The 23,245-nt window shown below is 69.0% G+C and carries 19 protein-coding genes and 1 pseudogene; 15 read left to right on the top strand and 5 right to left on the bottom strand.

What is annotated here, in order from left to right; translation table 11 throughout:
• Window positions 1-1,152, bottom strand: a pseudogene (locus tag GPX89_RS35725) (Fe-S oxidoreductase); the annotation flags it as partial.
• Window positions 1,153-1,553: 401 nt separating this feature from the next.
• On the opposite strand from GPX89_RS35725, the gene pafA reads away from it, so the two are divergent.
• The 9 genes from pafA (at window position 1,554) to GPX89_RS35770 (ending at window position 11,854) form a co-directional block, all read left to right on the top strand.
• The gene (gene pafA / locus GPX89_RS35730; RefSeq protein ID WP_187703011.1) at window positions 1,554-2,912 is read left to right on the top strand and encodes a Pup--protein ligase; all 1,359 of its coding nucleotides are present in this window, start codon (window positions 1,554-1,556) and stop codon (window positions 2,910-2,912) included.
• Window positions 2,913-3,110: 198 nt separating this feature from the next.
• Entirely contained in the window at window positions 3,111-4,103 is a 993-nt protein-coding gene (locus tag GPX89_RS35735) for a helix-turn-helix transcriptional regulator (RefSeq protein WP_328602680.1), read from the top strand.
• 208 nt (window positions 4,104-4,311) lie between these two features.
• Window positions 4,312-5,289 (top strand): helix-turn-helix transcriptional regulator, encoded by a 978-nt coding sequence (locus GPX89_RS35740; protein ID WP_268893429.1) that lies wholly within the window; start codon window positions 4,312-4,314, stop codon window positions 5,287-5,289.
• An 8-nt stretch (window positions 5,290-5,297) separates the two neighbouring features.
• Window positions 5,298-6,317 (top strand): 2-dehydropantoate 2-reductase, encoded by a 1,020-nt coding sequence (locus tag GPX89_RS35745; protein WP_328602681.1) that lies wholly within the window; start codon window positions 5,298-5,300, stop codon window positions 6,315-6,317.
• Window positions 6,318-6,381: 64 nt separating this feature from the next.
• Window positions 6,382-6,666 carry a Sec-independent protein translocase subunit TatA gene (tatA, locus tag GPX89_RS35750; RefSeq protein ID WP_157392181.1) on the top strand — a complete coding sequence of 95 codons (285 nt, stop codon included), beginning with the start codon at window positions 6,382-6,384 and terminating at the stop codon, window positions 6,664-6,666.
• A 121-nt stretch (window positions 6,667-6,787) separates the two neighbouring features.
• Window positions 6,788-7,762, top strand: a complete 975-nt coding sequence (gene tatC, locus GPX89_RS35755; protein WP_328602730.1) for a twin-arginine translocase subunit TatC — start codon at window positions 6,788-6,790, stop codon at window positions 7,760-7,762.
• 3 nt (window positions 7,763-7,765) lie between these two features.
• The gene (locus tag GPX89_RS35760; RefSeq protein ID WP_328602682.1) at window positions 7,766-10,459 is read left to right on the top strand and encodes a DEAD/DEAH box helicase; all 2,694 of its coding nucleotides are present in this window, start codon (window positions 7,766-7,768) and stop codon (window positions 10,457-10,459) included.
• 112 nt (window positions 10,460-10,571) lie between these two features.
• Window positions 10,572-11,291: a DUF4333 domain-containing protein gene (locus GPX89_RS35765; protein WP_157392183.1), complete on the top strand. Its 720-nt coding sequence runs from the start codon at window positions 10,572-10,574 to the stop codon at window positions 11,289-11,291.
• Window positions 11,292-11,440: 149 nt separating this feature from the next.
• Window positions 11,441-11,854 carry a hypothetical protein gene (locus GPX89_RS35770; RefSeq protein ID WP_157392184.1) on the top strand — a complete coding sequence of 138 codons (414 nt, stop codon included), beginning with the start codon at window positions 11,441-11,443 and terminating at the stop codon, window positions 11,852-11,854.
• A 15-nt stretch (window positions 11,855-11,869) separates the two neighbouring features.
• Here GPX89_RS35770 and GPX89_RS35775 read toward each other — a convergent pair whose 3' ends face one another.
• Window positions 11,870-12,835, bottom strand: coding sequence for a 5'-3' exonuclease (locus GPX89_RS35775; protein ID WP_157392185.1), 966 nt, complete (start codon window positions 12,833-12,835; stop codon window positions 11,870-11,872).
• Window positions 12,836-13,252: 417 nt separating this feature from the next.
• On the opposite strand from GPX89_RS35775, the gene GPX89_RS35780 reads away from it, so the two are divergent.
• The gene (locus GPX89_RS35780; protein WP_157392186.1) at window positions 13,253-14,383 is read left to right on the top strand and encodes a M24 family metallopeptidase; all 1,131 of its coding nucleotides are present in this window, start codon (window positions 13,253-13,255) and stop codon (window positions 14,381-14,383) included.
• Between the two features lie 297 nt (window positions 14,384-14,680).
• Here the strand turns inward: GPX89_RS35780 and GPX89_RS35785 are convergent, their stop codons facing one another.
• Together GPX89_RS35785 and GPX89_RS35790 are read right to left on the bottom strand one after the other, a co-directional pair.
• Window positions 14,681-15,838, bottom strand: coding sequence for a serine hydrolase domain-containing protein (locus GPX89_RS35785; RefSeq protein WP_157392187.1), 1,158 nt, complete (start codon window positions 15,836-15,838; stop codon window positions 14,681-14,683).
• A gap of 288 nt (window positions 15,839-16,126) precedes the next feature.
• Window positions 16,127-16,552, bottom strand: coding sequence for a PPOX class F420-dependent oxidoreductase (locus tag GPX89_RS35790; protein ID WP_157392188.1), 426 nt, complete (start codon window positions 16,550-16,552; stop codon window positions 16,127-16,129).
• Window positions 16,553-16,618: 66 nt separating this feature from the next.
• Between GPX89_RS35790 and GPX89_RS35795 the strand changes: the two genes are divergently transcribed.
• On the top strand, window positions 16,619-17,380 hold the full coding sequence (locus GPX89_RS35795; RefSeq protein WP_157392189.1) for an SDR family NAD(P)-dependent oxidoreductase: 762 nt from the start codon (window positions 16,619-16,621) through the stop codon (window positions 17,378-17,380).
• Window positions 17,377-18,639, top strand: a complete 1,263-nt coding sequence (gene cbiE, locus GPX89_RS35800; RefSeq protein ID WP_157392190.1) for a precorrin-6y C5,15-methyltransferase (decarboxylating) subunit CbiE — start codon at window positions 17,377-17,379, stop codon at window positions 18,637-18,639. Before GPX89_RS35795 ends, cbiE begins: the two co-directional genes overlap by 4 nt.
• Here the strand turns inward: cbiE and GPX89_RS35805 are convergent.
• Window positions 18,633-19,148 (bottom strand): hypothetical protein, encoded by a 516-nt coding sequence (locus tag GPX89_RS35805; protein ID WP_157392191.1) that lies wholly within the window; start codon window positions 19,146-19,148, stop codon window positions 18,633-18,635. The two genes, cbiE and GPX89_RS35805, sit on opposite strands and share 7 nt — an antisense overlap.
• A gap of 537 nt (window positions 19,149-19,685) precedes the next feature.
• Between GPX89_RS35805 and GPX89_RS35810 the strand changes: the two genes are divergently transcribed.
• From GPX89_RS35810 to murJ, 3 genes are all read left to right on the top strand, one after another.
• Window positions 19,686-20,834, top strand: a complete 1,149-nt coding sequence (locus tag GPX89_RS35810) for a sensor histidine kinase (protein ID WP_157392192.1) — start codon at window positions 19,686-19,688, stop codon at window positions 20,832-20,834.
• Window positions 20,831-21,499: a response regulator transcription factor gene (locus GPX89_RS35815; protein WP_328602683.1), complete on the top strand. Its 669-nt coding sequence runs from the start codon at window positions 20,831-20,833 to the stop codon at window positions 21,497-21,499. The genes GPX89_RS35810 and GPX89_RS35815 overlap by 4 nt, the downstream gene beginning before the upstream one ends.
• 65 nt (window positions 21,500-21,564) lie before the next feature.
• Window positions 21,565-23,244, top strand: a complete 1,680-nt coding sequence (gene murJ / locus GPX89_RS35820; RefSeq protein ID WP_235948903.1) for a murein biosynthesis integral membrane protein MurJ — start codon at window positions 21,565-21,567, stop codon at window positions 23,242-23,244.
• The last annotated feature ends 1 nt before the right edge of the window (window position 23,245 follow it).

The following is a 23,245-nucleotide window of genomic DNA, read 5'->3' on the forward strand; positions in this document are numbered from 1 at the left end:
GCAGCTCCACAGGACCTCGGGGTCGATGACGCCGCCCACGTCCTCGCCGCCGACCAGCGGCCGCTCGGCCTCGGCGCGCGCGGCCTCGGAAATCTTCGCCAGCGCACGCTCATTCGGCTTGCCCTCGCTGCCGCCCGCGAGCAGATAGGGCGCCTTCGCATACGTGTGGTCGCGCAGGGACATGATCAACAGCTTGGGCGACAACGGTTTTCCGGTGTTCCAGGCCGGGCACTGCGACTGGCAGCGGCCGCACTCGGTGCAAGTCGTGAAGTCCAGCAGGGCTTTCCAGGTGAAGTCCTCGACCTTGCCGACCCCGAAAGTGTCGGTGTCGGGGTCGGCGGTCTCCATCTCGAGGACCCGGCCGCCGGACATCATCGGCTTGGCCGCCCCGAGCGCGACCCCGCCGTCGTCCTCACGCTTGAAGTAGATGTTGAAGAACGCCGAAATCCGGTGCCAGGCCACACCCCAGGTGAGGTAGCGCCCGATGACGTAGAGGAACGCCGCCCCCGCGATCATCTTGAGCAGCGCGAGGCTCGACAGCATGACCACGCTGGCAGGCATCACCCGGGCCAGCTGCATGGTGATCGGATCGGTCCACGCGCGCCCGCCACCGTAGGTCGCGATTTTCCCCGCCTCGAGCAGCATGTCGCTGACGCCGTGGGCGAGCACGATCAGCTCGATCAGGTACGCCGCAAAGAAATTGGATCCGCCGAACCGGGAGAGCCGCTCCGGGCGACGCGGATGATTCAGCTGCCGGATCGCGATCAGCGCGACGATCCCGACGACGGTCGTGACCGCGAGGAACTCCTCGAGCAGCCGATAGCCGGCGGTCTCGCCGATGATCGGCCACCCGAACTCGGGATCGAAAGTCTCCCCGTAGGACTCGAAGTAGAACACCATGCCGACGAGGAACCCGACCATGACGAGCCAATGCGCCCAGCCCACGGTCCGGAACTTGTTCATCCGCGTATGCGCCGCAACCTCCACGGCCACGGTCCGCACCCGCGGCAGTACCGGCCGCAACCGAGACCCGTCCGGTTGCCCGGCCCGGAAGACGCGAATCATCCGGGTCAACCCGGTGAAGAAGTATCCCCAGCTGACGATGGTGATGATGGCCCCGGTGATCCCGAGCACGATCGTCGCAGTGCTCAAGGCACAGCCCCCCGTCCCAAGAAGCCGCTGAGCGGCAACAAGATTCATGTTACCCGTGGGTAACTTATGTATTCTTCGTCAAGTTATCATCGAATCGGCGGGGGAGGAAGACCTGCCGAGGTGAACCTCACCGCGGCGAGGTCGCTCAGTTTCCTTGCGGCGGTTGACGCTTCGAGACTCGCGCCGATACCGCCCATCCCGGCGTCGGCGGGCCGTGAAAATCCCGCTATTCGGGATCTGGCCGATTTGCACTCTCAATAGCAGAGTGCAAAGGAGTCTTGCTTTTTCGCAGGGTAGGGCGCGTGGAACGTTGCATCCCGTGCTAAATCGTTGTGAATACGTTTGCACGAGCTGGCCGACAAGCCGGTTACCGGGCACTTCAGAGCTGTAATGTCGATAGGGTGCAGCGACGAATCATGGGGATCGAGACCGAATTCGGGGTGACGTGCACCTTTCACGGTCACCGACGGTTGAGTCCTGACGAGGTGGCCCGGTACTTGTTCCGCCGGGTAGTTTCTTGGGGCCGTAGTTCTAACGTGTTCCTCCGCAACGGTGCCCGGCTCTACCTCGATGTCGGTTCCCATCCGGAGTACGCGACGGCCGAGTGCGACAGCTTGGTGCAGCTGGTCACTCACGATCGGGCCGGTGAGCGGGTCCTCGAGGATCTGCTCATAGACGCCGAGCAGCGGCTGGCGGAGGAGGGTATCGGCGGCGATATCTACCTGTTCAAGAACAACACCGACTCCGCGGGCAACTCTTACGGCTGCCACGAGAACTTCCTCGTGGTCCGCGCCGGCGAGTTCTCCCGCATCTCGGATGTGCTGCTGCCGTTCCTGGTTACCCGTCAGCTGATCTGCGGTGCCGGCAAGGTGCTGCAGACGCCCAAGGCCGCCACGTTCTGCCTGTCGCAGCGGGCCGAGCACATTTGGGAGGGCGTCTCCTCGGCGACCACCCGCTCGCGGCCGATCATCAACACCCGTGACGAGCCGCACGCCGACGCCGAGAAGTACCGGCGCCTGCACGTGATCGTGGGCGACTCGAACATGGCCGAGACCACCACCATGCTCAAGGTGGGCACGGCCTCGCTGGTGCTGGAGATGATCGAAGCGGGCGTCGCGTTCCGAGACTTCGCCCTGGACAACCCGATTCGCGCCATCCGCGAGGTGTCGCACGACCTCACCGGCCGTCGTCCGGTGCGGCTGGCGGGCGGCCGTCAGGCCAGCGCCCTCGACATCCAGCGCGAGTACTACGCCCGCGCCGTCGAGCACCTGCGCAACCGCGACCGCGACCCGCAGGTCGATGCGGTGGTGGACCTCTGGGGTCGCACCCTCGATGCCGTCGAGGCGCAGGATTTCGCCAAGGTGGACACCGAGATCGACTGGATCATCAAGCGCAAGCTGTTCCAGCGCTACCAGGACCGCTACAACATGGAGCTGTCCGATCCCAAGATCGCCCAGCTGGACCTGGCCTACCACGACATCAAGCGCGGCCGCGGCGTCTTCGACCTGCTCGCCCGCAAGGGTCTGGCCAAGCGGGTCACCGAGGACGAGGCGGTGGACGCGGCGGTCACCACGCCCCCGCAGACCACCCGGGCCAAACTGCGCGGCGATTTCATCACCGCCGCCCAGGAGGCCGGTCGCGACTTCACGGTGGACTGGGTCCACTTGAAGCTCAATGACCAGGCCCAGCGCACGGTCCTGTGCAAGGACCCGTTCCGTTCGGTCGACGAGCGAGTGGATCGCCTGATCGCCTCGATGTGAGTCGGAGCCGACGCCCGGGACTCCCAGGGGCTTCGCCCCCGAACCCCCTGGATCCCGGGGAATTCTCCCGGCAACGGGCCGCGAACCGCAGGGTTCGCGGCCCGTTCCACGTTTGTATCGGTCGGCATGGGGGTCATTAGGGGGAAAACGGGACCGCCCATGCTCCATCTCGCCGACGCGCCCATTACTCTCTACGGGGTGGCGATATCCAAGGTCGAGCGGTTGATGAATCTGGTTATCGCGCTGCTGTCCACCCGGCAGTTCCTCACCGCGGAGCGGATTCGCGACAGTGTGGCCGGGTACGAGGAGTCCGCGAGCGACGAGGCCTTCAGCCGGATGTTCGAACGGGACAAGAACGAGCTGCGCGATCTGGGCATTCCGCTGGAAATCGGTCCGGTGAGCCGGTATTCGAGCGTCGAGGGCTACCGCATCAACCGGGATGCCTACGAGCTGCCCGATATCGATCTGACCAGCGGGGAAGCGGCCGCGGTCGCGGTGGCGGTGCAGCTGTGGGAGTCCCCGGAGCTGGCGGCTGCCGCGGAGGGAGGGCTGCTCAAGCTGCGCGCGGCCGGAATTCACGTGGAGCCCGACGCCGGGGTGTCGGCGGTGCCCGCGGTCCCGGCCCGTACCCGCGGCTCCGAACCGGTGCTGGGCAAGCTGCTGGCCGCCATCGATGCCGGACGGTCGGTGAAGTTCAAACACCGTCAGTCCCACGGGGATCCGGTCGAACGTGATGTGCAGCCGTGGGGTGTGGTCACCCACGGCGGCCGCTGGTATCTGGTCGGGCACGACAACATGCGCGACGACCGCCGCGTGTTCCGCATCTCCCGCATCGACGAGGACATCGTCGAATACGGCCCGGCCAATGCCGTGCACAAGCCCGAGGACCTGGACCTGCGGTCCGTCGTCGGCGAGGTCACCGCGCAGTCGCCGATCAGCGGTTCGGCCACGGTGTGGGTCGCCGAGGGTCGCGGCCAGGAGATCCGTCGCCTGGGCCCCGTCATGGAGGACCGGGTGCTGGGCGGACGCCCGGGCTCGATCGTCGAGGTGCCCGTCCGTTCCCGCGACTGGCTGGCCCGGCTCATCACCGGTCTCGGCGCGGACGCCCTGGTGCTTGCACCGGAAGACCTGCGCGACAATGTGATCGCGCGCCTGAAGTCGGTGCTGGAGCGAACGGAGGTCAGTGCGTGAACGGGTCAGGCCCGGAGGCGTCGCTCCACCTCCCTGCGCTTGCCTGCGTAACCACGCAGAGCTCCCGGTCGCGCGGAAAGGTGGCAGCGTGAGCGAGGCGACGGCACGGAAACGCCGGGGAGACAACGCGTCCGACGGCGCACGGTCCTCGGACGGTGCGAAGGACCGCAAGGGCGGCGCGGCCACCACGACCCGGCTCTCGACCCGGTTGGCCCGGCTGCTGAACATGGTCCCGTACTTCCAGGCCAATCCCGGCATCAGCGTGGCGGAGGCGGCCGCCGAACTCGGCGTGACGTCCAAACAGCTGATGACGGACCTGAATCAGCTGTGGATGTGCGGCCTGCCCGGTTACGGGCCGGGTGACCTCATCGATCTGTCCTTCTCCGAGGAGAGCATCGAGGTCACCTTCTCCGCGGGCATCGACCGCCCGCTGCGGCTCACCTCGCTCGAGGCGACCGCCCTGCTGGTGGCGCTGCGTTCCATCGCCGATCTGCCCGGCATGGTGGATCCGAGTGCGGCACACGCGGCCATCGCGAAGATCGAATCCGCCATCTCCGGACGGGAATTCGCGGGCCCGCCGCAGCCGGTGCCGGTGGAGGCTCCCGCTGTGGCGACCGTCCGGTCCGCCCTGGAGCATGGTCACGCCCTGCGCCTGGTCTATTACTCGGCGAGCCGCGATGTGGTCTCCGAGCGCGTCGTGGACCCGATCCGAATCGTGCTGGTGGACAACAACAGCTATCTGCAGGCATGGTGCCGGCAAGCCGAGGGCGTCCGGCTGTTCCGCCTCGACCGCATCGAGGAGGCCGACGAACTCGACGAGCCCGCGCGCCCGCCCGCCGAAGCCGCCGCCGACGAGACTGCGGCCCTGGACCTGTTCGTCGACGATCCCGCGGTCCCGCTGGCCCGCTTGCTGATTCGCCCCGACTACGCCTGGGTGCTCGAGCAGTACCCGATGCACAAGGTCACCACCCACCCCGACGGCAGCGTCGAGGCCACCATGCGCTTCGCCACCCTGGACTGGATGGCCCGGCTGCTGCTGGGCTTCGGGGCGGGCGTGACGGTGCTGGGGCCGGCCGAGCTGGTCACCGCGGTGCGGGAACGCTCGAGCTCGGCGCTGGCCGCCTATGCGACGGCCGCGCAGGACGACGCGTTCGCGAGCGGTCTCGAGGGGGTCGGTCCCGCTTGAGTTTCCGGGTGACGGTGCTGGGGGCGGGCAGCATCGGATGCTTTGTCGGCGGCCGCCTGGCCGCGGCGGGGGCGGACGTCACGTTCGTCGGCCGCCCGCGCGTACTCGACGAACTGCGCACCTTCGGGCTGCGGCTCACCGACCTCGATGGTGACGACCAGCGCGTCGAGCCGAGCGGATTCCGGCTGGCCACCGAGCCTTCCGACGACGCCGACCTGGTGCTCATCACGGTGAAATCCGCGGCCACCGCCACCGCCGCGGCCGAACTGGCCCCGCTGGTGAAGCCGGGCACCGTGGTGATCAGCCTGCAGAACGGCATCGGCAACGACGCGGTCATCCGGGAGATCCTGCCCACCTGCGTCGTGCTGGCGGGCATGGTCATGTTCAATGTGGTCCACCACGGCCAGGGCCGGTTCCACCGCGGCACCGCGGGCACGGTCGACATCGCCGACGATCCGGTGCTCAACCGCTTCGCGCCGATCTTCGGCAAGTCCGGCCTCGGCTTCAAGCGCTACCCGGACCTGCTGCCCATCCAGTGGGCGAAACTGCTGCTCAACCTGAACAACCCGATCAACGCGCTGTCGGGCCGCCCGCTGCGCGAGGAACTCGGCACCCGCGACTACCGCCGCTGCCTGTCGCTGGCCCAGCGCGAGGCGCTGGCCGCCATGGAGGCCGCGCGCATCCGCCCGGCCCGGCTCACCCCGCTGCCGCCGGAGGTCATGGCCCGGCTGCTGACCGTGCCGGACGGCCTCTTCCGTAGGGTTGCCGGAAAGGTGCTGGCAGTCGATCCGGTGGCCCGCTCGTCCATGGCCGACGACCTGGCCGCCGGGCGTAAGACCGAAATCCCTTGGCTCTGCGGAGAAATCGTCAGCCTCGGCGCCATGGTAGGAATACCCACGCCGGTGAACCAGAAGCTGATCGATCTCGTGACAGCTGCGGAGAACGGCGACCGGCGTACCTGGTCAGGCCCGGAATTGCTGGAACAGCTCACGAAGGCCGCGCGTGACGGCGCGGCGAACGAGGGTTGACAACAAGGTTCGCCATATGCGGGTCCGGTAGCATCGGACTCACCAAGTCTTTGGAGGTAATGGAATGACAGGCGCCATCAGCCCGTGGCACTTGCTGATCGTTGTGCTGATCTTCTTGCTGTTCTTCGGTTCGAAGCGCATGCCCGACGCCGCCCGCTCGCTGGGCCGCTCGATGCGCATCTTCAAGACCGAGGTCAGCCAGATGCAGAACGAGGGCAAGACGGGCGAGGCCGCTCCCGAGGCGCAGGCGCAGCCGGCTCAGCCGGTCCAGCAGCCCGCGCAGCTGCCCCCGGCCCAGCCGGTGCAGCCCGCGCCCGCGCCGCAGCCGAACGACCAGCAGAAGGCCTGAGGCCATCGTTTTGTCCGGGATGAGTGAATCTCATCCCGGGTAAGTCGTTGTCCGGGTCCGGGTCGGCCGCAAGGCTCCGGTTTGTCGGCCGCAAGGCGGAGGCAGTCACACACACATGCGCATTCGCATCCCGTTCGATCCCCGGCGCAGCAAGCGCCGCACGAACCCCGACGGCACCATGTCGCTGGTGGAGCATCTCTCCGAGCTCCGCAGGCGATTGCTCATCGCCATCGCCTGGGTCGCGGTCGGCACCCTGTTCGGGTTCTTCTGGTACTCGCATTCCTTCTTCGGGATCGAGAGCCTCGGCGAGATCCTGCGCGGGCCCTACTGTGATCTGCCCGCCTCCTCGCGCGCGAATCTCAGTACCGACGGCGCCTGCCGACTGCTGGCGACCGCCCCGTTCGAGCAGTTCACCCTGCGCTTGAAGGTCGGTACGACCGCGGGTGTGGTTGTGGCCAGCCCGTTCTGGCTGTATCAGCTGTGGGCCTTCATCACCCCGGGCCTGTACGCGAAGGAGCGCAAGTACGCGATCTCCTTCGTCGCGGCGGGTGCGGCGCTGTTCATCACCGGTGCGGTGCTGGCGTACTGGGTGGTCGCCCACGCGCTCAGCTTCCTGATGACCATCGGCAACAACGTCCAGATCACCGCGCTCTCGGGTGCGCAATACTTCAGCTTCATCATCAAGCTGCTGGTGATCTTCGGTGTGAGCTTCGAAACCCCTTTGCTCATCGTGGGTTTGAACTTCCTCGGGGTGCTGACGTACGCGCGGCTCACCAAGTGGCGGCGCGGTCTGATCTTCGGCCTGTTCGTGTTCGCGGCCATCGTGACCCCGCAGGACCCGATCTCCATGCTGTCGCTGGCGCTCGCGCTGACGCTGCTGTTCGAGATCGCGGTGCAGGTCGCGCGGCTCAACGACCGGCGACGCGCCCGCAACGCCGCGGCCTGGGACAACCTGGCCGACGACGAGGCGTCCCCGCTGGACACCTCGCCCGGCGGCATCGACGCCCCCACCCCGGTGCCGACCGCCGAACCGGTGGCCGCCACACCGGTGGAGAAAACCACGGGATCTGTGTCGGATTACTCCGATACTCTCTGAAAAGTGACATCAAGGTCGCTTACTGGCGAACTGGCGGCATTCGCCGCCGAACTGAAATTCGAGCTCGATCCGTTCCAGCGGCAGTCGTGTGAGGCGCTCGAGGGCGGGCACAGTGTGCTCGTCTGCGCGCCCACCGGCGCGGGCAAGACCGTGGTGGGCGAATTCGCCGTCCATCTGGCGCTGGCCTCGGGCGGCAAGTGCTTCTACACGACGCCGATCAAGGCGCTGTCGAATCAGAAGTTCGCCGATCTCACCGAACGTTACGGTCGCGACGAGGTCGGCTTGCTGACCGGCGACCAGTCCATCAATCCCGACGCCTCGGTGGTGGTGATGACCACCGAGGTGCTGCGCAACATGCTCTACGCGAGTTCGGATGCGCTGCGCGGACTTTCGTATGTCGTCATGGACGAGGTGCACTATCTGGCCGACCGCTTCCGCGGCGCGGTGTGGGAAGAGGTCATCCTGCACCTGCCGCCGGAGGTGCGGCTGGTCAGCCTGTCGGCGACGGTCTCCAATGCCGAGGAGTTCGGTGCGTGGATGGAGACCGTGCGTGGTGACACCGCGGTCATCGTCGACGAGACCCGGCCGGTGCCGCTGTGGCAGCACGTCATGGTCGGCAAGCGCATGTTCGACCTGTTCGACTCCAAATCCAGCGACGCCAAGATCGTGGTGGACGAGGATCTGCAGCGCTACATCAAGCACCGGGAACAGGCCGACCGCATGGACAACTGGGCGGTCCCGGGGCGTGGGCGCGGTGGTCCGCGGCGCTCGTTCCGGCCCATGCCGCGTCCGGAGGTGATCGCGAGACTCGATGACGAGGGGCTGCTGCCCGCGATCACGTTCATCTTCAGCCGCGCGGGTTGTGATGGGGCGCTGGCTCAATGCGTGCGCTCGCGGCTGGACCTGTCGCGGGACGAGGATCGCGAGCAGATCGATGCCATCATCGAGAAGCACACCGGGGATCTGCCGCGCAGTGATCTCGAGGTGCTCGGGTACTGGGAGTGGCGCGAGGCGCTGCACCGCGGGTTCGCCGCCCACCACGCCGGGATGCTGCCCGCCTTCCGGCACACGGTCGAGGAACTGTTCGTGCGCGGGCTGGTGCGGGCCGTATTCGCCACGGAGACACTGGCTCTGGGCATCAATATGCCCGCGCGCACGGTAGTGCTCGAGCGCCTGGTGAAGTTCAACGGCGAGAGCCACGCCGAGCTGACGCCGGGGGAGTACACACAGCTCACCGGGCGTGCGGGGCGGCGCGGCATCGATATCGAGGGCCATGCGGTGGTGTTGTGGCAGCCGGAGGTCGACACCAGCGCGGTGGCGGGTCTGGCCTCGACGCGGACCTATCCGCTGCGGTCCTCGTTCCGGCCCGGCTACAACATGTCGATCAACCTGGTCGATCGCATGGGTGCGGTGGAATCGCGGGCGCTGCTGGAGCGGTCCTTCGCCCAGTTCCAGGCCGACCGATCGGTCGTGGGGCTGGTGCGCGGCATCGAACGCAACGAATCCCAGCTGCGCAAGCTGCGCTCCCAGCTCGGTGACGAGAGCTTCTTCGAGTACATCCAACTGCGCGAACGCATTCGGGAACGCGAACGCCACCTGGAACGGCAGGGCCGCACCGATCGCCGGCAGGCGGCCGTGGCGGCACTGACGGCGCTGCGCCGTGGTGACGTGGTCGCGATTCCGTCCGGTCGCCGTCAGGGTCTGGCCGTGATCCTGGAACCCGATCAGACGCCGGGTGATCCGCGCCCACTGGTCCTCACCGAGGACAAGTGGGCGGGGCGCATCTCGGCGGCGGACTTCCCGACGCCGGCCGAATCGCTGGGCCGGTTGCGCCTGCCCAAGCACGTGGACCATCGCACCGCGCGGGTGCGGCGTGATCTGGCCTCGGCGCTGCGCAGCACCGGCATCACCATGCCGCGGCGCGGACGCCAGGGCGGTAAGTCCAAGGCCGCCGACGACCGCGATCTGCAAACCCTGCGCCGGGCGCTGCGCAACCATCCGGCGCACTCGCGCCCGGATCGAGAGCAACTGGCGCGCATCGGCGAACGCTACAACCGGGTCGAGCGGGAGACCGAGAACCTGCGGCAGCAGGTCGCGGCCACCACCAACTCGCTGGCGCGCACCTTCGACCGGATCCTCGGGCTGCTCGAGGAACGCGGATACGTCGCCGACGGTGAGGTCACCCAGGACGGCCGCCGGTTGGCGCGCATCTACGCCGAGGCGGATCTGGTTGTGGCCGAAGCCCTTCGGCAGGGGCTGTGGCGCGGGCTCGGCCCGGCCGAGCTGGCCGCGGTGGTGTCGATCCTGGTGTACGAATCCCGGCAGGAGGGCGGCTACCTCGGGGCTTCCGGCCCGACCGCGCCCATCCGGCGGGCCGTGGACGCCACCATCGGGGTGTGGTCGCAGCTGCGCGCCGACGAGTCGCGGCATCGGTTGCAGCCCACCCGGGAACCCGACCTCGGTTTCGTCACGGGCGTCTACACCTGGGCGCGCGGCGACGACCTTGCCGACGCCCTGCTCGCCAGCGGGGATCGCGGAAACCCGCTCTCGGCGGGCGATTTCGTGCGCTGGTGCCGCCAGGTCATCGACCTGCTGGACCAGATTCACAGCACCGCCGACGATGTCGAGGTGGCGGCTACCGCGAGCAAGGCGGTGCGGGCGATCCGTCGGGGTGTCGTGGCCGTGGACGCGGCGTAGTAGAAACGGTTGTGCTTTGATTCTTGGGTGTACCGACCGCAGCGGGAGCACGCGCGTGTTCCCGCTCGGGGGGCTAGCGTGAGGACAACGGATTGCTATTGGAGGCAAGCAAATGAGCGGCCCGTACGGACCGAATGACGCCCCTGGCCAAGGGGGAGGCAACGATCCGACGCAGCAGTGGAGCGGACAGCAGCCCGCGCCCGGCGCCGGACCGACTCAGCAATGGGGTGGTCAGCAGCCCGCGCAGCCGACCACGCAGTGGGGCGACCCGTCGCAGTCGCAGCCCCAGCAGCCGGCGCAGCAGCCGTGGGGGCAGAGCCAGCCGCAGCAGCCCTGGGGACAGTCGCAGCCGCAGCAGCCCGTGCAACAGCCGTGGGGACAGAGCCAGCCGCAGCAGCCGGTGCAGCAGTGGGGGCAGAGTCAGCCGCAGTGGCCGCAGCAGGGTCAGCCCGGACAGCCGGATTGGAGCCAGCAGTCCGGTCAGCAGTGGCCGCAGCCGGGACAGACGCTCGCTCCCGCCAAGAAGAAGCGGACCGGCCTGTACATCGGTCTCGCGGTTCTTGTCGTGATTCTGGCCGCGGCCGGTGGCGGAATCGCGTGGCTGGTGAGCAAGGACCAGCTGGACAATTCCGCCGTCCAGTCCGGTGTCACGAAGGTGCTCAAGGATTCCTACGGCATCGACGACGTGCAGAACGTGAGCTGCCCGTCGGGGCAGAAGGTCGAGGTGGACAAGACCTTCGACTGCACGCTCAAGGTGGGCGGCGAGAACAAGAAGGTCACCATCAAGATCACCAAGAGCGATGGGACCTACGAGGTCGGCCGCCCGAGCTGATTCGCGGCGGCTTTTCGGGGCAACTGCGTTGAGCCCGGACGCGATCGGGGAGATCGCGGCCGGGCTCGCGCGATTGCTGTGGGTTGGCCACCGGGGTGGGACGAGTACAGTGGGCGGGGTCGAGTAAGCCGGAGGACCGGGGGGTCCCGATGAAAAACATCAGATCAACCGCGCGTTTGGGCGTGACCATGGCCGCCCTGGCGGTCGGCGCGGTCGGATTCGCTCCCGTCGTCAGTGCCGATGGAACGGCGACGCCCGTCGTCAACGATTGCACCAGCTACCACGCCGTCATCGAGCCGTCGCGGCTGCTGATCGCCTGCGGCGACGGAACCGTGACGGTCAAGGACATCACCTGGACCAGCTGGGGACCCGACACGGCCGAGGGCGACGGGACCGAGTATCGCGTCGTGTGCTCGCCCTCGTGCGCGGGTGGCCACGAGGAGAACAAGCCGACCCACATCACGCTGCGCAAGGTATCCGAGCCGGGCGATTACTTCGGCGAGGTCGTCATCTCCGACCTGAACGGGAACCCCGAAACCTGGCCGATGACCGCGCCGCACTGATTCCCGTGCGGCGGTTCAGCGTTTGGCCATCGCGGTGACGAGGCGCTTGACCGGGTTCTCGGCGTTGTAGGCAACGGCCAACCGCGCCAAGCGATCCGGATCGGCCGGAGCGGCGGGTAGCAGGTCCGGGCCGGAGAACGCGACGTCGGCATCACGGACGACGCGCACCACCGGGGCGGCCGCCTTCAGATAGTCATCGGCGGCAACGAGTTTGGCGCGCACGCCCTTCGCGAGATCGGAGTGCGGGTCGGCGGCCGCGGCCCGCAGGGCCTCCACCGAGCCGAACTTGGAGATGAGCTGGGCCGCGGACTTGTCGCCGATGCCCGCGACACCGGGCAGGCCGTCGGAGGCATCGCCGCGCAGGGTGGCCATATCGGCGTAGGCGGGGCCCGCGTTCTGTTCCGGCACACCGTATTTCGCCGACACCTCGGCCGGGCCCCACAGCTCGGCCTTCGACAGTCCGCGGCCCACGTAGAAGACCCGCACCGGCGGCGTCGGCGTATCGCGCACCAGCTGCAGCAGATCCCGGTCGCCGCTGACCACGATCACCTCGTGGGTGCCCTCGCGGGTGGCGAGCGTGCCGAGCACGTCATCGGCCTCGAGCCCCTCGGCCCCCGCGGTCGCGATGCCGGCCGCCTCCAGCACCTCCATGATCATGTCGACCTGCGGCGTCAACGTGTCCGGCACTTCCTCGGCCTCGACCCCGTCGACCACCTCGCCACTTTCGGCCACCCGATGCGCCTTGTACGAGGGCACCAGATCCACCCGGTACCGCGGCCGCCAATCCAGATCCAGGCACACCACCAACCGACTCGGCGCATGCTGCTTGACCAGCGCCGCAACCATATCGGTGAACCCGCGCAGCGCATTGACCGGCCGCCCGTCGGGTGCGGTGATCTTCTCCGGGATCGCATAGAACGCCCGGAACCACAGGCTGGCCCCATCGAGCAGCAACAGCGGACCGGCGGCAGGGTTGCTCATAGCGCACGACCCTACTAGGCACGGTCGGCGTAGCCGTCCTCGATCCCGCGCATGGCCGGAGCGAATACGGAGGTACGCCTACCGCCCCGCTCCGACACCACGGCGCACAGCGGCGACGGGTCCTCTGTAGTCGGATCATTCGGCCGCGGGCGGCAGAACCGTCCGGATGGTGGTGCCTCCGGGATCGGATCGTGCTCCGCCGAGTCGCGGACGAGGTCTCCGCCGGGTGATTGCCTGACGGCGGGCTCGCCGGAGTGTACCGATGCGGTGAAGGCCACAGTTCGTGAATCGGCTGGTCGAAAGGTTTTGGGGCGCAGTGAGGTCGGCCTGCGGTACGGGAGTGGTGGCGGATCTGCGGGGTGCGAAGTTCGTCGGTGGCTGGAGAGTGGCGGGGGTTGGGGAGTAGCGTCGGTGGGCATGAGCTCTCATGACGAGTCACGGTTCGCGGCGGGGGTCTACGGGGCACGGTTGGAGCGGGCGGCGGAGTTGGCGCGCGGTGCCCATCTGGACGCGTTACTCATTACTCCGGGGCCTGACCTGCGCTTCTTGTTGGGGTCGCGGGCGCAGTCGTTCGAGCGGCTGACGTGTCTGGTGATCCCGGCGAGCGGGGAGACGCCGTCGGTGGTGATCCCGAAGCTGGAGCTGGCCTCGCTGAAGGGGTCGGCCGCGGGGGAGCTCGGGTTGCAGATCGTGGACTGGGTCGACGGGGTGGACCCGTACCGGATCGTGAAGAACGTGCTCAATGCCGGTGCGCGCGTGGCGGTCACCGATGTGATGCCCGCGCTGCACCTGCTGCCGATCGCCGATCAGTTTGGCTCGCTGCCGGTTTCGGCGACCCCGCTGCTGCGGGAGCTGCGAATGCTGAAGGATGCCAGCGAGATCGAGGCGCTGCGGCGCGCGGGCGCGGCCATCGACCGCGTGCATGCCCGGATGGGTGAGTTCCTGCGGGCGGGTCGCACCGAGGCCGAGGTGGGCGCCGACATCGCCGCCGCCATTGTCGAAGAGGGGCACACCGAGGCCGATTTCGTCATCGTGGGCAGCGGCCCGCACGGCGCGGACCCGCACCACCTGGTGTCGGACCGGGTGATCGAACCCGGTGACGTGGTGGTGATCGATATCGGCGGCCCGGTCGAGCCCGGCTACTTCTCCGACTCCACCCGCACCTACGTGCTGGGCGAGCCCGGCGAGGAGGTCGCCGCCCAGTTCGCGGAGCTGGAACGCGCTCAGGCCGCCGCGGTCGCCGCCGTCCGCCCGGGTGTCACCGCCGAATCCATCGACGCCGCCGCCCGCGACGTGCTCGTGGCCGCCGGTCTCGGCGACTACTTCGTGCACCGTACCGGTCACGGCATCGGACTGTCGGTGCACGAGGAGCCTTACATCGTCGCGGGCAACGACGACGTGCTCGCACCGGGCATGGCCTTCAGCATCGAGCCGGGCATCTACTTCCCCGGGAACTGGGGCGCGCGCATCGAGGACATCGTCATCGTCACCGAGGACGGCTGCGAGTCGATGAACAAGCGGCCGCACGGACTGACCCGCCTGGGCTGACCCGTCCGAGCCGTCCTGTCCTACCCCGCCCGGCTCCGCTACCCCGCCCTGTCCTGACCCGCCCGGCTCCGCTACCCCGCCCTGGGCTGACGTGCCCGGCTCCGTAGCCCCGGCCTGGGCTGACCGTGCATGGCTTCGCTGCCCCGGCCTGGGCTGACCGTGCATGGCTTCGCTGCCCCGGCCTGGGCTGACCGTGCATGGCTTCGCTGGCTCGGTCTGGGCTGACGTGCCTAACCCCGCTGGCCCGGCGTGGTTTCGGCCGCACCGGCCGGACGGACTCCGGGGTCGGCGTGGGATTCAGGCGCTCGCGTCCAAAGTGGCCGCATAGCGCCAGAAGTCGCGCATGGTCGGGTCCGGGACCGGACTGTCCATGCCGACCTGGGTGAACAGGATGGCGACGGTGCCGGTGGCCGGTATGAGGTGGGCACTGGTTCCGGTGCCGCCGACCCAGCCGTAGCGGCCGGGGACGTTCCACGGCTCGATCTGCGCGATATCGACCGAGCCGCCGCAGCCCCAGCCCTGTCCTTCCAGGAACAGCTCGGAGTGCACGCGGGTCGCCGGCGTGGTGTGGTCGGTGGTCATGAGGCGAACCGAGTTGGCCGACAGCAGTTTCCGGCCGTCCGGTGTGACACCGTCGGCGAGCAGCATCCGGGCGAAACGCAGCCAGTCCCGGGCTGTGCCCACCAGACCACCGCTGCCCAGCGGGAAGGCGGGCACGGTGCTCCACTGGCCGTCCGGAGCGTCGGCGAGCACGAGACCGTTCGCTGCGCGGCGGTAGTAGCTGGTGAAGCGGTCGCGTTCGGATGCCAGGACGTGGAATCCGGTGTCGGACATGCCGAGTGGCTCGAAGACACGCTCGGCGAGGACGTCGGGCAGGCTGCGTCCGGTGGCGCGGACGATGAGCGCACCCTGCAGCACCGAGCAGGTGTCGTAGAGCCACGCGGTGCCCGGCTGGGCCAGCATCGGCACCGCGGCGAGCTCGGCCAGCCATTCGTCCATGCCCGGATAGCTCTGCACTTCACGCCCGTCACGCTGCACCGGGAACAGCGCCTGCACGGCGGGCAGCGAGAAATCGGAAGCCCACCCGTACCCCGCCTGCGAGCTGAGCAGATCGAACACGGTGATCGGACGATGTGCGGGCACCACCTCGTCGATCGGCCCGCCGGGGCGTCGCACCACCATCGGATGCGCCAGCTCGGGCAGCCAGGGCGCGATCGGATCGTGCAGCCCGAGCACTCCGTCCTCGACCAACATCAGCACGGCCGCCGCCGTCACCGGCTTGGTGATCGACGCCCACCGGAACAGCGAATCCTCGGCCATCGCCGTTGTGCCACCGGCGTGTGCCAGCCCGACAGCCGCGATCTCGACACGATCACCACGCGCGAGCAGCCCCACCGCGCCCGGGATACCGCCGCCATCGACGTGTGCCTGCAACACCTCTCGAAGTGTGGTCATGGTCCTCCCTCTCGTACGCACTCCAGAGAGGTGACGTTCCGTGCGCCGCAAACTAATCGGTCCGCCATCGCAGCTGGCGTGCCCGGCTGGGCACAATCACGTGGCACCCGTCGATCCTCGTGCCCGAACGAACCCATGACCGTCTTCGCCGACGACCTGGCCGGGTGGATCCGGTTCCCGGGCCTGCCGTGACATCGATGGCTCGGCAGAACTTTTCGCGAGTCGGCGGACAACCGGTCGCGAGTGGTTGCCGCCGCGAACCGCCGCGACGCCTATCGAGTGAGAGGGTCAGTCGCCGTTCGGGGCGTCGGTTTTGAAGACGCTGCTGGCGAGCACGCGCCGGACTTCGATGGCGATCACGACGCGGGTGGGGTTCTCGCGGGGCTGGCGGTAGCGTCCGGCGTAGCGGTCGACCGCGTCGGCGACGGCGGCCGGGTCGTCGAGGACGGTGGCGGGGCCCTCGAGGGTGAGCCAGCGGGGGCCGTCGACCTGGGAGACCGCGGCGTATCCGGACCGGCGCACGTTGTTGACCTTGACCGAGCCGTCGTTGGTGATGATGCGGGCGATACCGGCCTCTGGATCCCAAGTGAAACCGACCGCTACGACATGCGGGGTGCCGTTGGCGCGCAGGGTGGTGAGGGTGGCCAGGTGTCGCTCGGTGACGAAGTCGGTGGCGGCGGGGGAGAGTTGGGGGCGCGCGGCGGTGCTGGTCATGATTCGACGCTAGCAATCGGAGTCGGGCGCACCGGACAGCAGTGCCGTGGTGGCAAACTGTGGGCCATGGGTTTCGGATCGCGGGACGTCGACAAGGGCGTCGTGCTGGTGCTGGGTGGGCGCAGTGAGATCGGGCTGGAGGTGGCGCGGCGGCTGTCGCCCGGCCGGGTGGTGATTCTGGCGGCGCGCCGCAGCGACCAGTTACAGAAACAGACCAAGGAGTTACTGATCGCCGAGGCGGCGGCGGTGCACTGCGTGGAGTTCGACGCCGACGACATGGCCGGTCACCAGCCGCTGCTGGAGAAGATCGTGGCCGAGCACGGGCGCATCGGCGTGGCGGTGGTGGCGTTCGGCATCCTCGGCGATCAGGCTCGCGCCGAGCAGGATCCGGCGCACGCGGTCGAGATCGTGACCACCGACTACGTCGCCCAGGTGAGCGTGCTGACCAGTCTGGCGAACCTGCTGCGCGAGCAGGGTGACGGCCAGATCGTGGTGTTCAGTTCCATCGCGGGCGTGCGGGTGCGGCGCGCCAACTACGTGTACGGCTCGGCCAAGGCGGGCCTGGACGGATTCGCCTGCGGACTGCAGATGGCGTTGGAGGACAGCGGAGTTCACCTGCTGATGGTGCGGTCGGGCTTCGTGATCGGGCGCATGACGGCGGGCATGAAACCGGCCATCATGTCCAGCACCCCCGATTCGGTCGCCGACGCCGTGGTGGCCGGACTGTATCGGCGGGCGCGCAGTGTCGATGTGCCGCGCCGGATTCGGCTGCTGTTCATCGCCATGCGGTTCACCCCGTACGTGCTGTGGCGGCGGGCGCGCCGATGAGTGCGGTCCCGCCGGGCCTCGGATTCGGGCCGGATCGGCCGCTGGTGGTCGTCGGGATCGGAGCCGACGGCTGGGACGGCCTGGGCGGCCCGGCCCGGCGGGAGATCGCGGCGTGCGCGGTATTGCTGGGCTCCACACGGCAATTGGCGCTGATCCCGCAGGACCAGACCGGGGCGTTGCGGGTGTCGTGGCCGTCGCCGCTGGTGCCCGCGCTGCCGGGTCTGCTCGCCGAGCATGCCGGGCGGCGCGTCGTCGTGCTGGCCAGCGGCGACCCGATGTTCTTCGGCATCGGGGTGACCTTGACCAAACTCGTTGGCACGCAAGCCCTGCGGGTGCTGCCGCAACCCTCGTCGGTGTCGCTGGCCTGCGCACGGCTGGGGTGGGCGCTCAACGAGACGCCGGTGGTGAGCGCGGTCGGGCGGCGGGTGGAGACGGTGCTGCCCGAATTATCGGACGGGCGCCGGATTCTCGTGCTCAGCTCCGACGAGCAGACGCCCGTTCAGGTCGCCGACCTGTTGGCGCACAATGGTTTCGGTCAATCGGCGCTCACCGTGCTGGAACAGCTGGGCGGGCCGGGTGAGCGGGTTCTCAGCGGCACCGCCGCGAAGTGGGATCACCTGGCCGGCGACGCGCTGAACATCGTCGCCATCGAATGCGTCGCCGATCCGGCCGCCCCGCGCCTGACCCGCATCCCCGGGCTGCCCGATACCGCCTACGGCGGCGACGGCCAGCTCACCAAGGCCGAGGTGCGCGCGCTCACGCTGTCGGCGCTGGCCCCCGCGCCCGGCGAGCTGCTGTGGGATGTGGGCGGCGGCTCGGGCACCGTCGCCATCGAATGGTGCCGCACGCATCCGGCCTGCCGCGCCGTCGCTTTCGAACGCATGGACAGCCGCCGCGACCAGATCGCCGCCAACGCCTCCGGTCTGGGTGTTCCGCAGATCGAGGTGCTCGGCGCCGCGCCGGAGTCGTTCGCCGGGGTCCCGGCGCCGGACGCGATCTTCCTCGGCGGCGGGCTCACCCAGGACGGCATGTTCGACGCCTGCTGGCGGGCACTGCGCCCGGGCGGGCGGCTGGTGGCCAGCGCGGTGACCGCGGAATCGGAGGCGTTGCTGCTGCGCCTGTCCGGGCTGCACGGTGGTGCGCTGCGCCGCTTCCAGATCTACCGCGGCGAGCCGCTGGGCGGGTTCACCGCGTGGCGGCCGCAGCTCCCGGTGGCGCACTGGTCGGTGGTGAAACCGGCGGCGGCGCAGCGTCAGTAGGGCAGGGCGAGCGGGCCGGGTTCGAACACCGTCACCAGCACGACGAGATTGCCGTACGGGGCCGAACCGTTGGCCATGCGATGCGCCATGCGCGCCAGGGAGGTCCGCCACCGGTACTTGGCCTCGATCTCGGCTTGGACGCGCGGCACGAAGGTGCCCGCGCTCACCAGGCGCGCGACGCCCTGCAGCTGCCTGGTCCCGAGCACCGGATTGCCGCGCCAATCGCCGGGCTGCACCAGCACTCGGCCGTCGTGGGCGAGCTGCTCGGCCTCGACGGAGTACGAGGAGGTGCGGAAGGCGAGGCCGTTGTCGCCGATCGGCACCACCAGCCGGGGCACGGTGACCAGCTGCCGCGGACCGGTGGTTCTGGTCACCAGGACGGTCTTCGCCTCGTGCCACATCGCCGCGGCGGCGGAGTGCGCCCGTCGTTCGGGCTCGGGTGCGGGGGTGGACGCGGGCCGGGCGAACTGGGTCCGGGCGGCCGCCGGGTCAATCATCAGGTCTGTCATCGCCTTCGATCCTTCCGTGCCGAAATCCATGTGGATCGGTGCCGGGCGCGGAGCGAGACGGGCATCGGGCCCGCCCACGACGGTAGCCGTGAATTCGCTCACTGAGGCGACGCGACCATTTCACTGTGTGCTGTCCCGGCCTCTTGGCGCAAGAGCGACACACGCGGTGGCCCATCGAGTTTCACCACGTGGACACCGTCGGCCACCCTGCCCCAACACTTCTCGACCACCATCGGTCGATCTCCTTCGATACTCCAGAGATTCGGGCAATCCGGCAACGATGCTGGTCAGAGCGGTGCAGCGGGTGTAGCCGGAACGTCACTCGAATCGGTACCCGCGGCCAGGACATCGGTACTCGAGGCGGAGGCGGCGATAGCTGTGTGTCAGCGACAGTGAGATCGGCCGCTCCAGGGGCGGTCGTCGCACAACCGCAGGATGTGGAGGGTGAACAGTGACGGTGGTTACCTACGCGGCCATCGGCGGGAACCGTGGTTCGATGGTTCCCGGACGTGTGCCGTACCCCGGGCAGGAGGCCCAGTGAATCCCAGTCGGGTCGATCGGCGCGGCCGGATCCTCGCGGGTTCGGCCGCGCTGGCCGTCGCGCTCGTCGGGGTCGCGGAGGCGCTGATCAGCATCCACGCCAACGTGTTTCCCAATCGGGGGACGCTGATACCGATCGTGGTGATGACCGCGGTCGCGGTCGGACTGTGCCGGCGATGGCCGGGTGTCGCGGTGGCGCTGGTGTGGTTGCTGCTCGGATACCACGCGATCACCGCCGCACCGCTGCTGTATGCCGAGGTCGCGCTGGCGGCGGTGCTGTTCGCCGGGACTCGCTGGGGTCGCCTCGGCACCTCGATGGCGGGTGCGCTGGCGGCCGCGGTCATCGGGGTGCTGGCGGTCTGGAGTCTCGGCTCCTATTCGGCCCTGCTGTTCATCACGTTGTTGGGCGGGGCGTGGCTGGCCGGGCTGGCGCTGCGCCGTTCGGCCGATCGCGCAGACGCGTCGCTGGCTTCCCAGCGGGCGGCCGAGGCCGAGACCGAGCAGGCGCATCGCGAGCGGGAACAGGCCAGGGAGATCGCCCGGCTGCGTGAGGAGCAGGCGCAGCTGGCCCGCGACGTGCACGATGTGGTCGGGCATTCGCTGGCCGTGATACTGGCGCAGGCGGAATCGGCGCAGTTCCTCGGCGCGGACGACGGTGCCGCGCTGCGGGATTCGCTGGCGAACATCGCGACGCTGGCCCGCGCCTCGCTGCGCGATGTCCGGCAGGTGCTCACCGCGAACGACGCTCCTGACACCGGGCCGGGTGAGCTGCGCACCTTGGTCGAAGGGGTGCGCGCGGGCGGGTACGAGATCTCCTTCGACGAGACGGGCCCCGCGCGGACCCTGCCGCCGGATCTGGCCACCGTCGCCTACCGGGTGGTTCAGGAGATGCTCACCAACGCGATCCGGCACGGCAGCCGCGAGTCACCGGTCGTGGTCGAGGTGGAGTGGGCCGGGGAATTGCGCATCCGGACTGTCAACGCGGTAGCGGAGCCGGAAACCGGCTCGGGTGGAAGCGGACTCGACGGCATGCGCCGGCGGGTGGAATCCGTCGGCGGCCGCCTGGAGATCCGGCGCGAGGACACGCACGAACCGTCCACCTTCTCCGTGATCGCGTGGATCCCCGTGCGTAGGCTCGTCGCGTGAACGACACCGACGACATCCGGGTGCTGCTGGTCGACGACCAGGAGCTGTTCCGCACCGGCGTCGCGGTGATCATCGACGCGCAGCCGGGCATGCGGGTGGTGGGCCAGGCCGCCGACGGTTTCGAGGCGCTGAACCAGGTCGACACTCTCGACCCCGACGTGGTGCTCATGGATCTGCGCATGCCCGAACTCGACGGCGTCGAGGCCACCCGCCAGCTCTTCGCCCCCGACCGCGCCGCCCGCCGCACCAAGCCGCTGCGCGTGCTGGTGCTGACCACCTTCAACCTCGACGACCGCGCGGCCACCGCGATCCGCTACGGCGCCAGCGGGTTTCTGCTCAAGGACACCACCCCGGTCATGCTGTGCGAGGCGATCCGCACCGTGCACAGCGGCAATGCCGTCCTCGCGCCCACCGACCTGGCCACCCTGCTCGACGGCCGTTTCCGCACCCAAACCCCCGTTCCCGCCGAATATGCCACGCTCACCGATAAGGAGCGCGAAGTCTTCGCCGCCGTGGCGAAGGGCAACTCCAACCAGGAGATCGCCGGTCTGATCTTCGCGAGCGAATCCACGGTGAAAACCCACGTGGGCGCCATCCTCCGCAAACTGGGCCTGCGCGACCGCGTCCAGATCGTCGTGTTCGCCCACGAGCACGGACTGGCCTGAGCCCGGGCACCGCGAATTTCTCCGTAGCCTGGTCGGGTTGGTGATCATCCGGTCGAGGAGGCGCGTTGCACGATTACGGCAGTTTTCCGACGCAGCCGTTGCCGGTCCAGCGCGACCGGCGTGACGCGGAACCGGTGCGGTTCAAAGGTATCGGGGGCCGTTCGGAGTCGGAGGGATTGGCGCGGGCCGGTCGTGGGGTCGCCGTGGCGAGCATGGTCAGCCGGGTGACCGGGTTCGCGCGGACGCTCGCGGTGGCCGCGGTGTTGGGGACGGCCGCGGTCGGTGACGCTTTCAATGGCGCGAACAATCTGCCGAACATGGTTTACGAGCTGCTGCTGGGCGGCGTGTTGGCCAGTGCCGTCGTCCCGGTGCTGACGCGGGCGCGCCGTCACGGGCGGCAGCGCTCGCGTGAGTTCACGCAGCGGGTCCTGCTGGCGGCGGTGTTGCTGCTGGCGGTGGTCACGGCGGTCACGGTGGCCTGTGCGCCGTTGATCGTGCATGTCTTCATCGCCGATTCCGGGCAGCGCCGGCTGGCTACCGCGCTGGCGTATCTGCTGCTGCCGCAGATCTTCTTCTACGGGGTCACCGTGATCGTCGGCGCGGTGCTCAATGTGCGCGACAGCTTCGCCGCGGCGGCGTGGGCCCCGGTGATCAACAACGTGATCGTCCTGGGCACCTGCGCCGTCTTCGTACTGCTGCCCGGACCGGTCACGCTGACACCCGCGACCATGACCTCCGCTCAGGTGCTGACGATCGGTCTGGGCGCCACCGCGGGCATCGTCGGCCAGTCGGTGTGGATGGTCGCGGCCCTGCGGCGCAATGGGTTCCGATGGAGCTGGCGGGCGCGACCGGTGCCCTACACGTGGCGTCCGGTGCGGGCGGCGGTGCCCATCGCGGGCTGGCTGCTGGTGTACGCCGCCATCAGCCAGCTCGGCGTGGCGATCACCATGCGCGTCGCGTTCGACCACGAGGGAGTGTCGATCAGTTCCTATGCCGAACTGCTGTTCCAGGTCCCATACGGCATTCTCGCGGCGTCGGTGCTGACGGTGCTGATGCCGCGCATCTCGCGGGCGGCGGCGGTGGGCGACGATTCCGCGGTCCTGGCCGACCTCGCGCGCGGTGCGCGCTACCTCTCGACCGCCCTGATCCCGGTCAGCATGGCGCTGAGCCTGTTCGGACCGGTTTTCGCGGCCCTGGTCTTCACCGGGCGTGTCGACCCCGCCTCCGCACACCTGATCGGCATCGCGGTGGCGTGCTCCTCCTTCGGCCTGGCCCCGTTCGCGCTGGTCATGTTGCAGATGCGAGTCTTCTACGCCCACAACGACACCCGTACCCCGGCACTGATCAATCTCGTCATGGTCGCCACCAAGCTCGCCGCGTTGGCCCTGGCCACGGCCCTGCTCCCAGCGCAGGCGGTCGTCGTGATGCTCAGTGTCGCAAGCTCACTCGCCTACACCGCGGGTGCGGCGACAGGTCATGTGCTGTTGCGCCGCCGCCACGGTCTGCTCGGATTCACCGCCGTGGCCGCGACCGCGCACCGCGTCCTGTGGGCCACCGCCGTCGCGGGCGTGGCGGGTTTCGCCGCCGTGCTGCTGACGAACATCACCGTCACGACCCCGACCCTCGACCATCTGACCGCGCTCGGTGCGGGCGGTCTCGTCGCCACGGCTGCTTTCCTGCTGGCCGCCAAGCTGATCGGCATTCCCGAAATCCGGACGGCGCGGACCTTGTTGACCCGCGCGTGAC

The sequence above is a fragment of the Nocardia terrae genome (genome assembly GCF_009760405.1).
Classification (GTDB): domain Bacteria; phylum Actinomycetota; class Actinomycetes; order Mycobacteriales; family Mycobacteriaceae; genus Nocardia; species Nocardia terrae.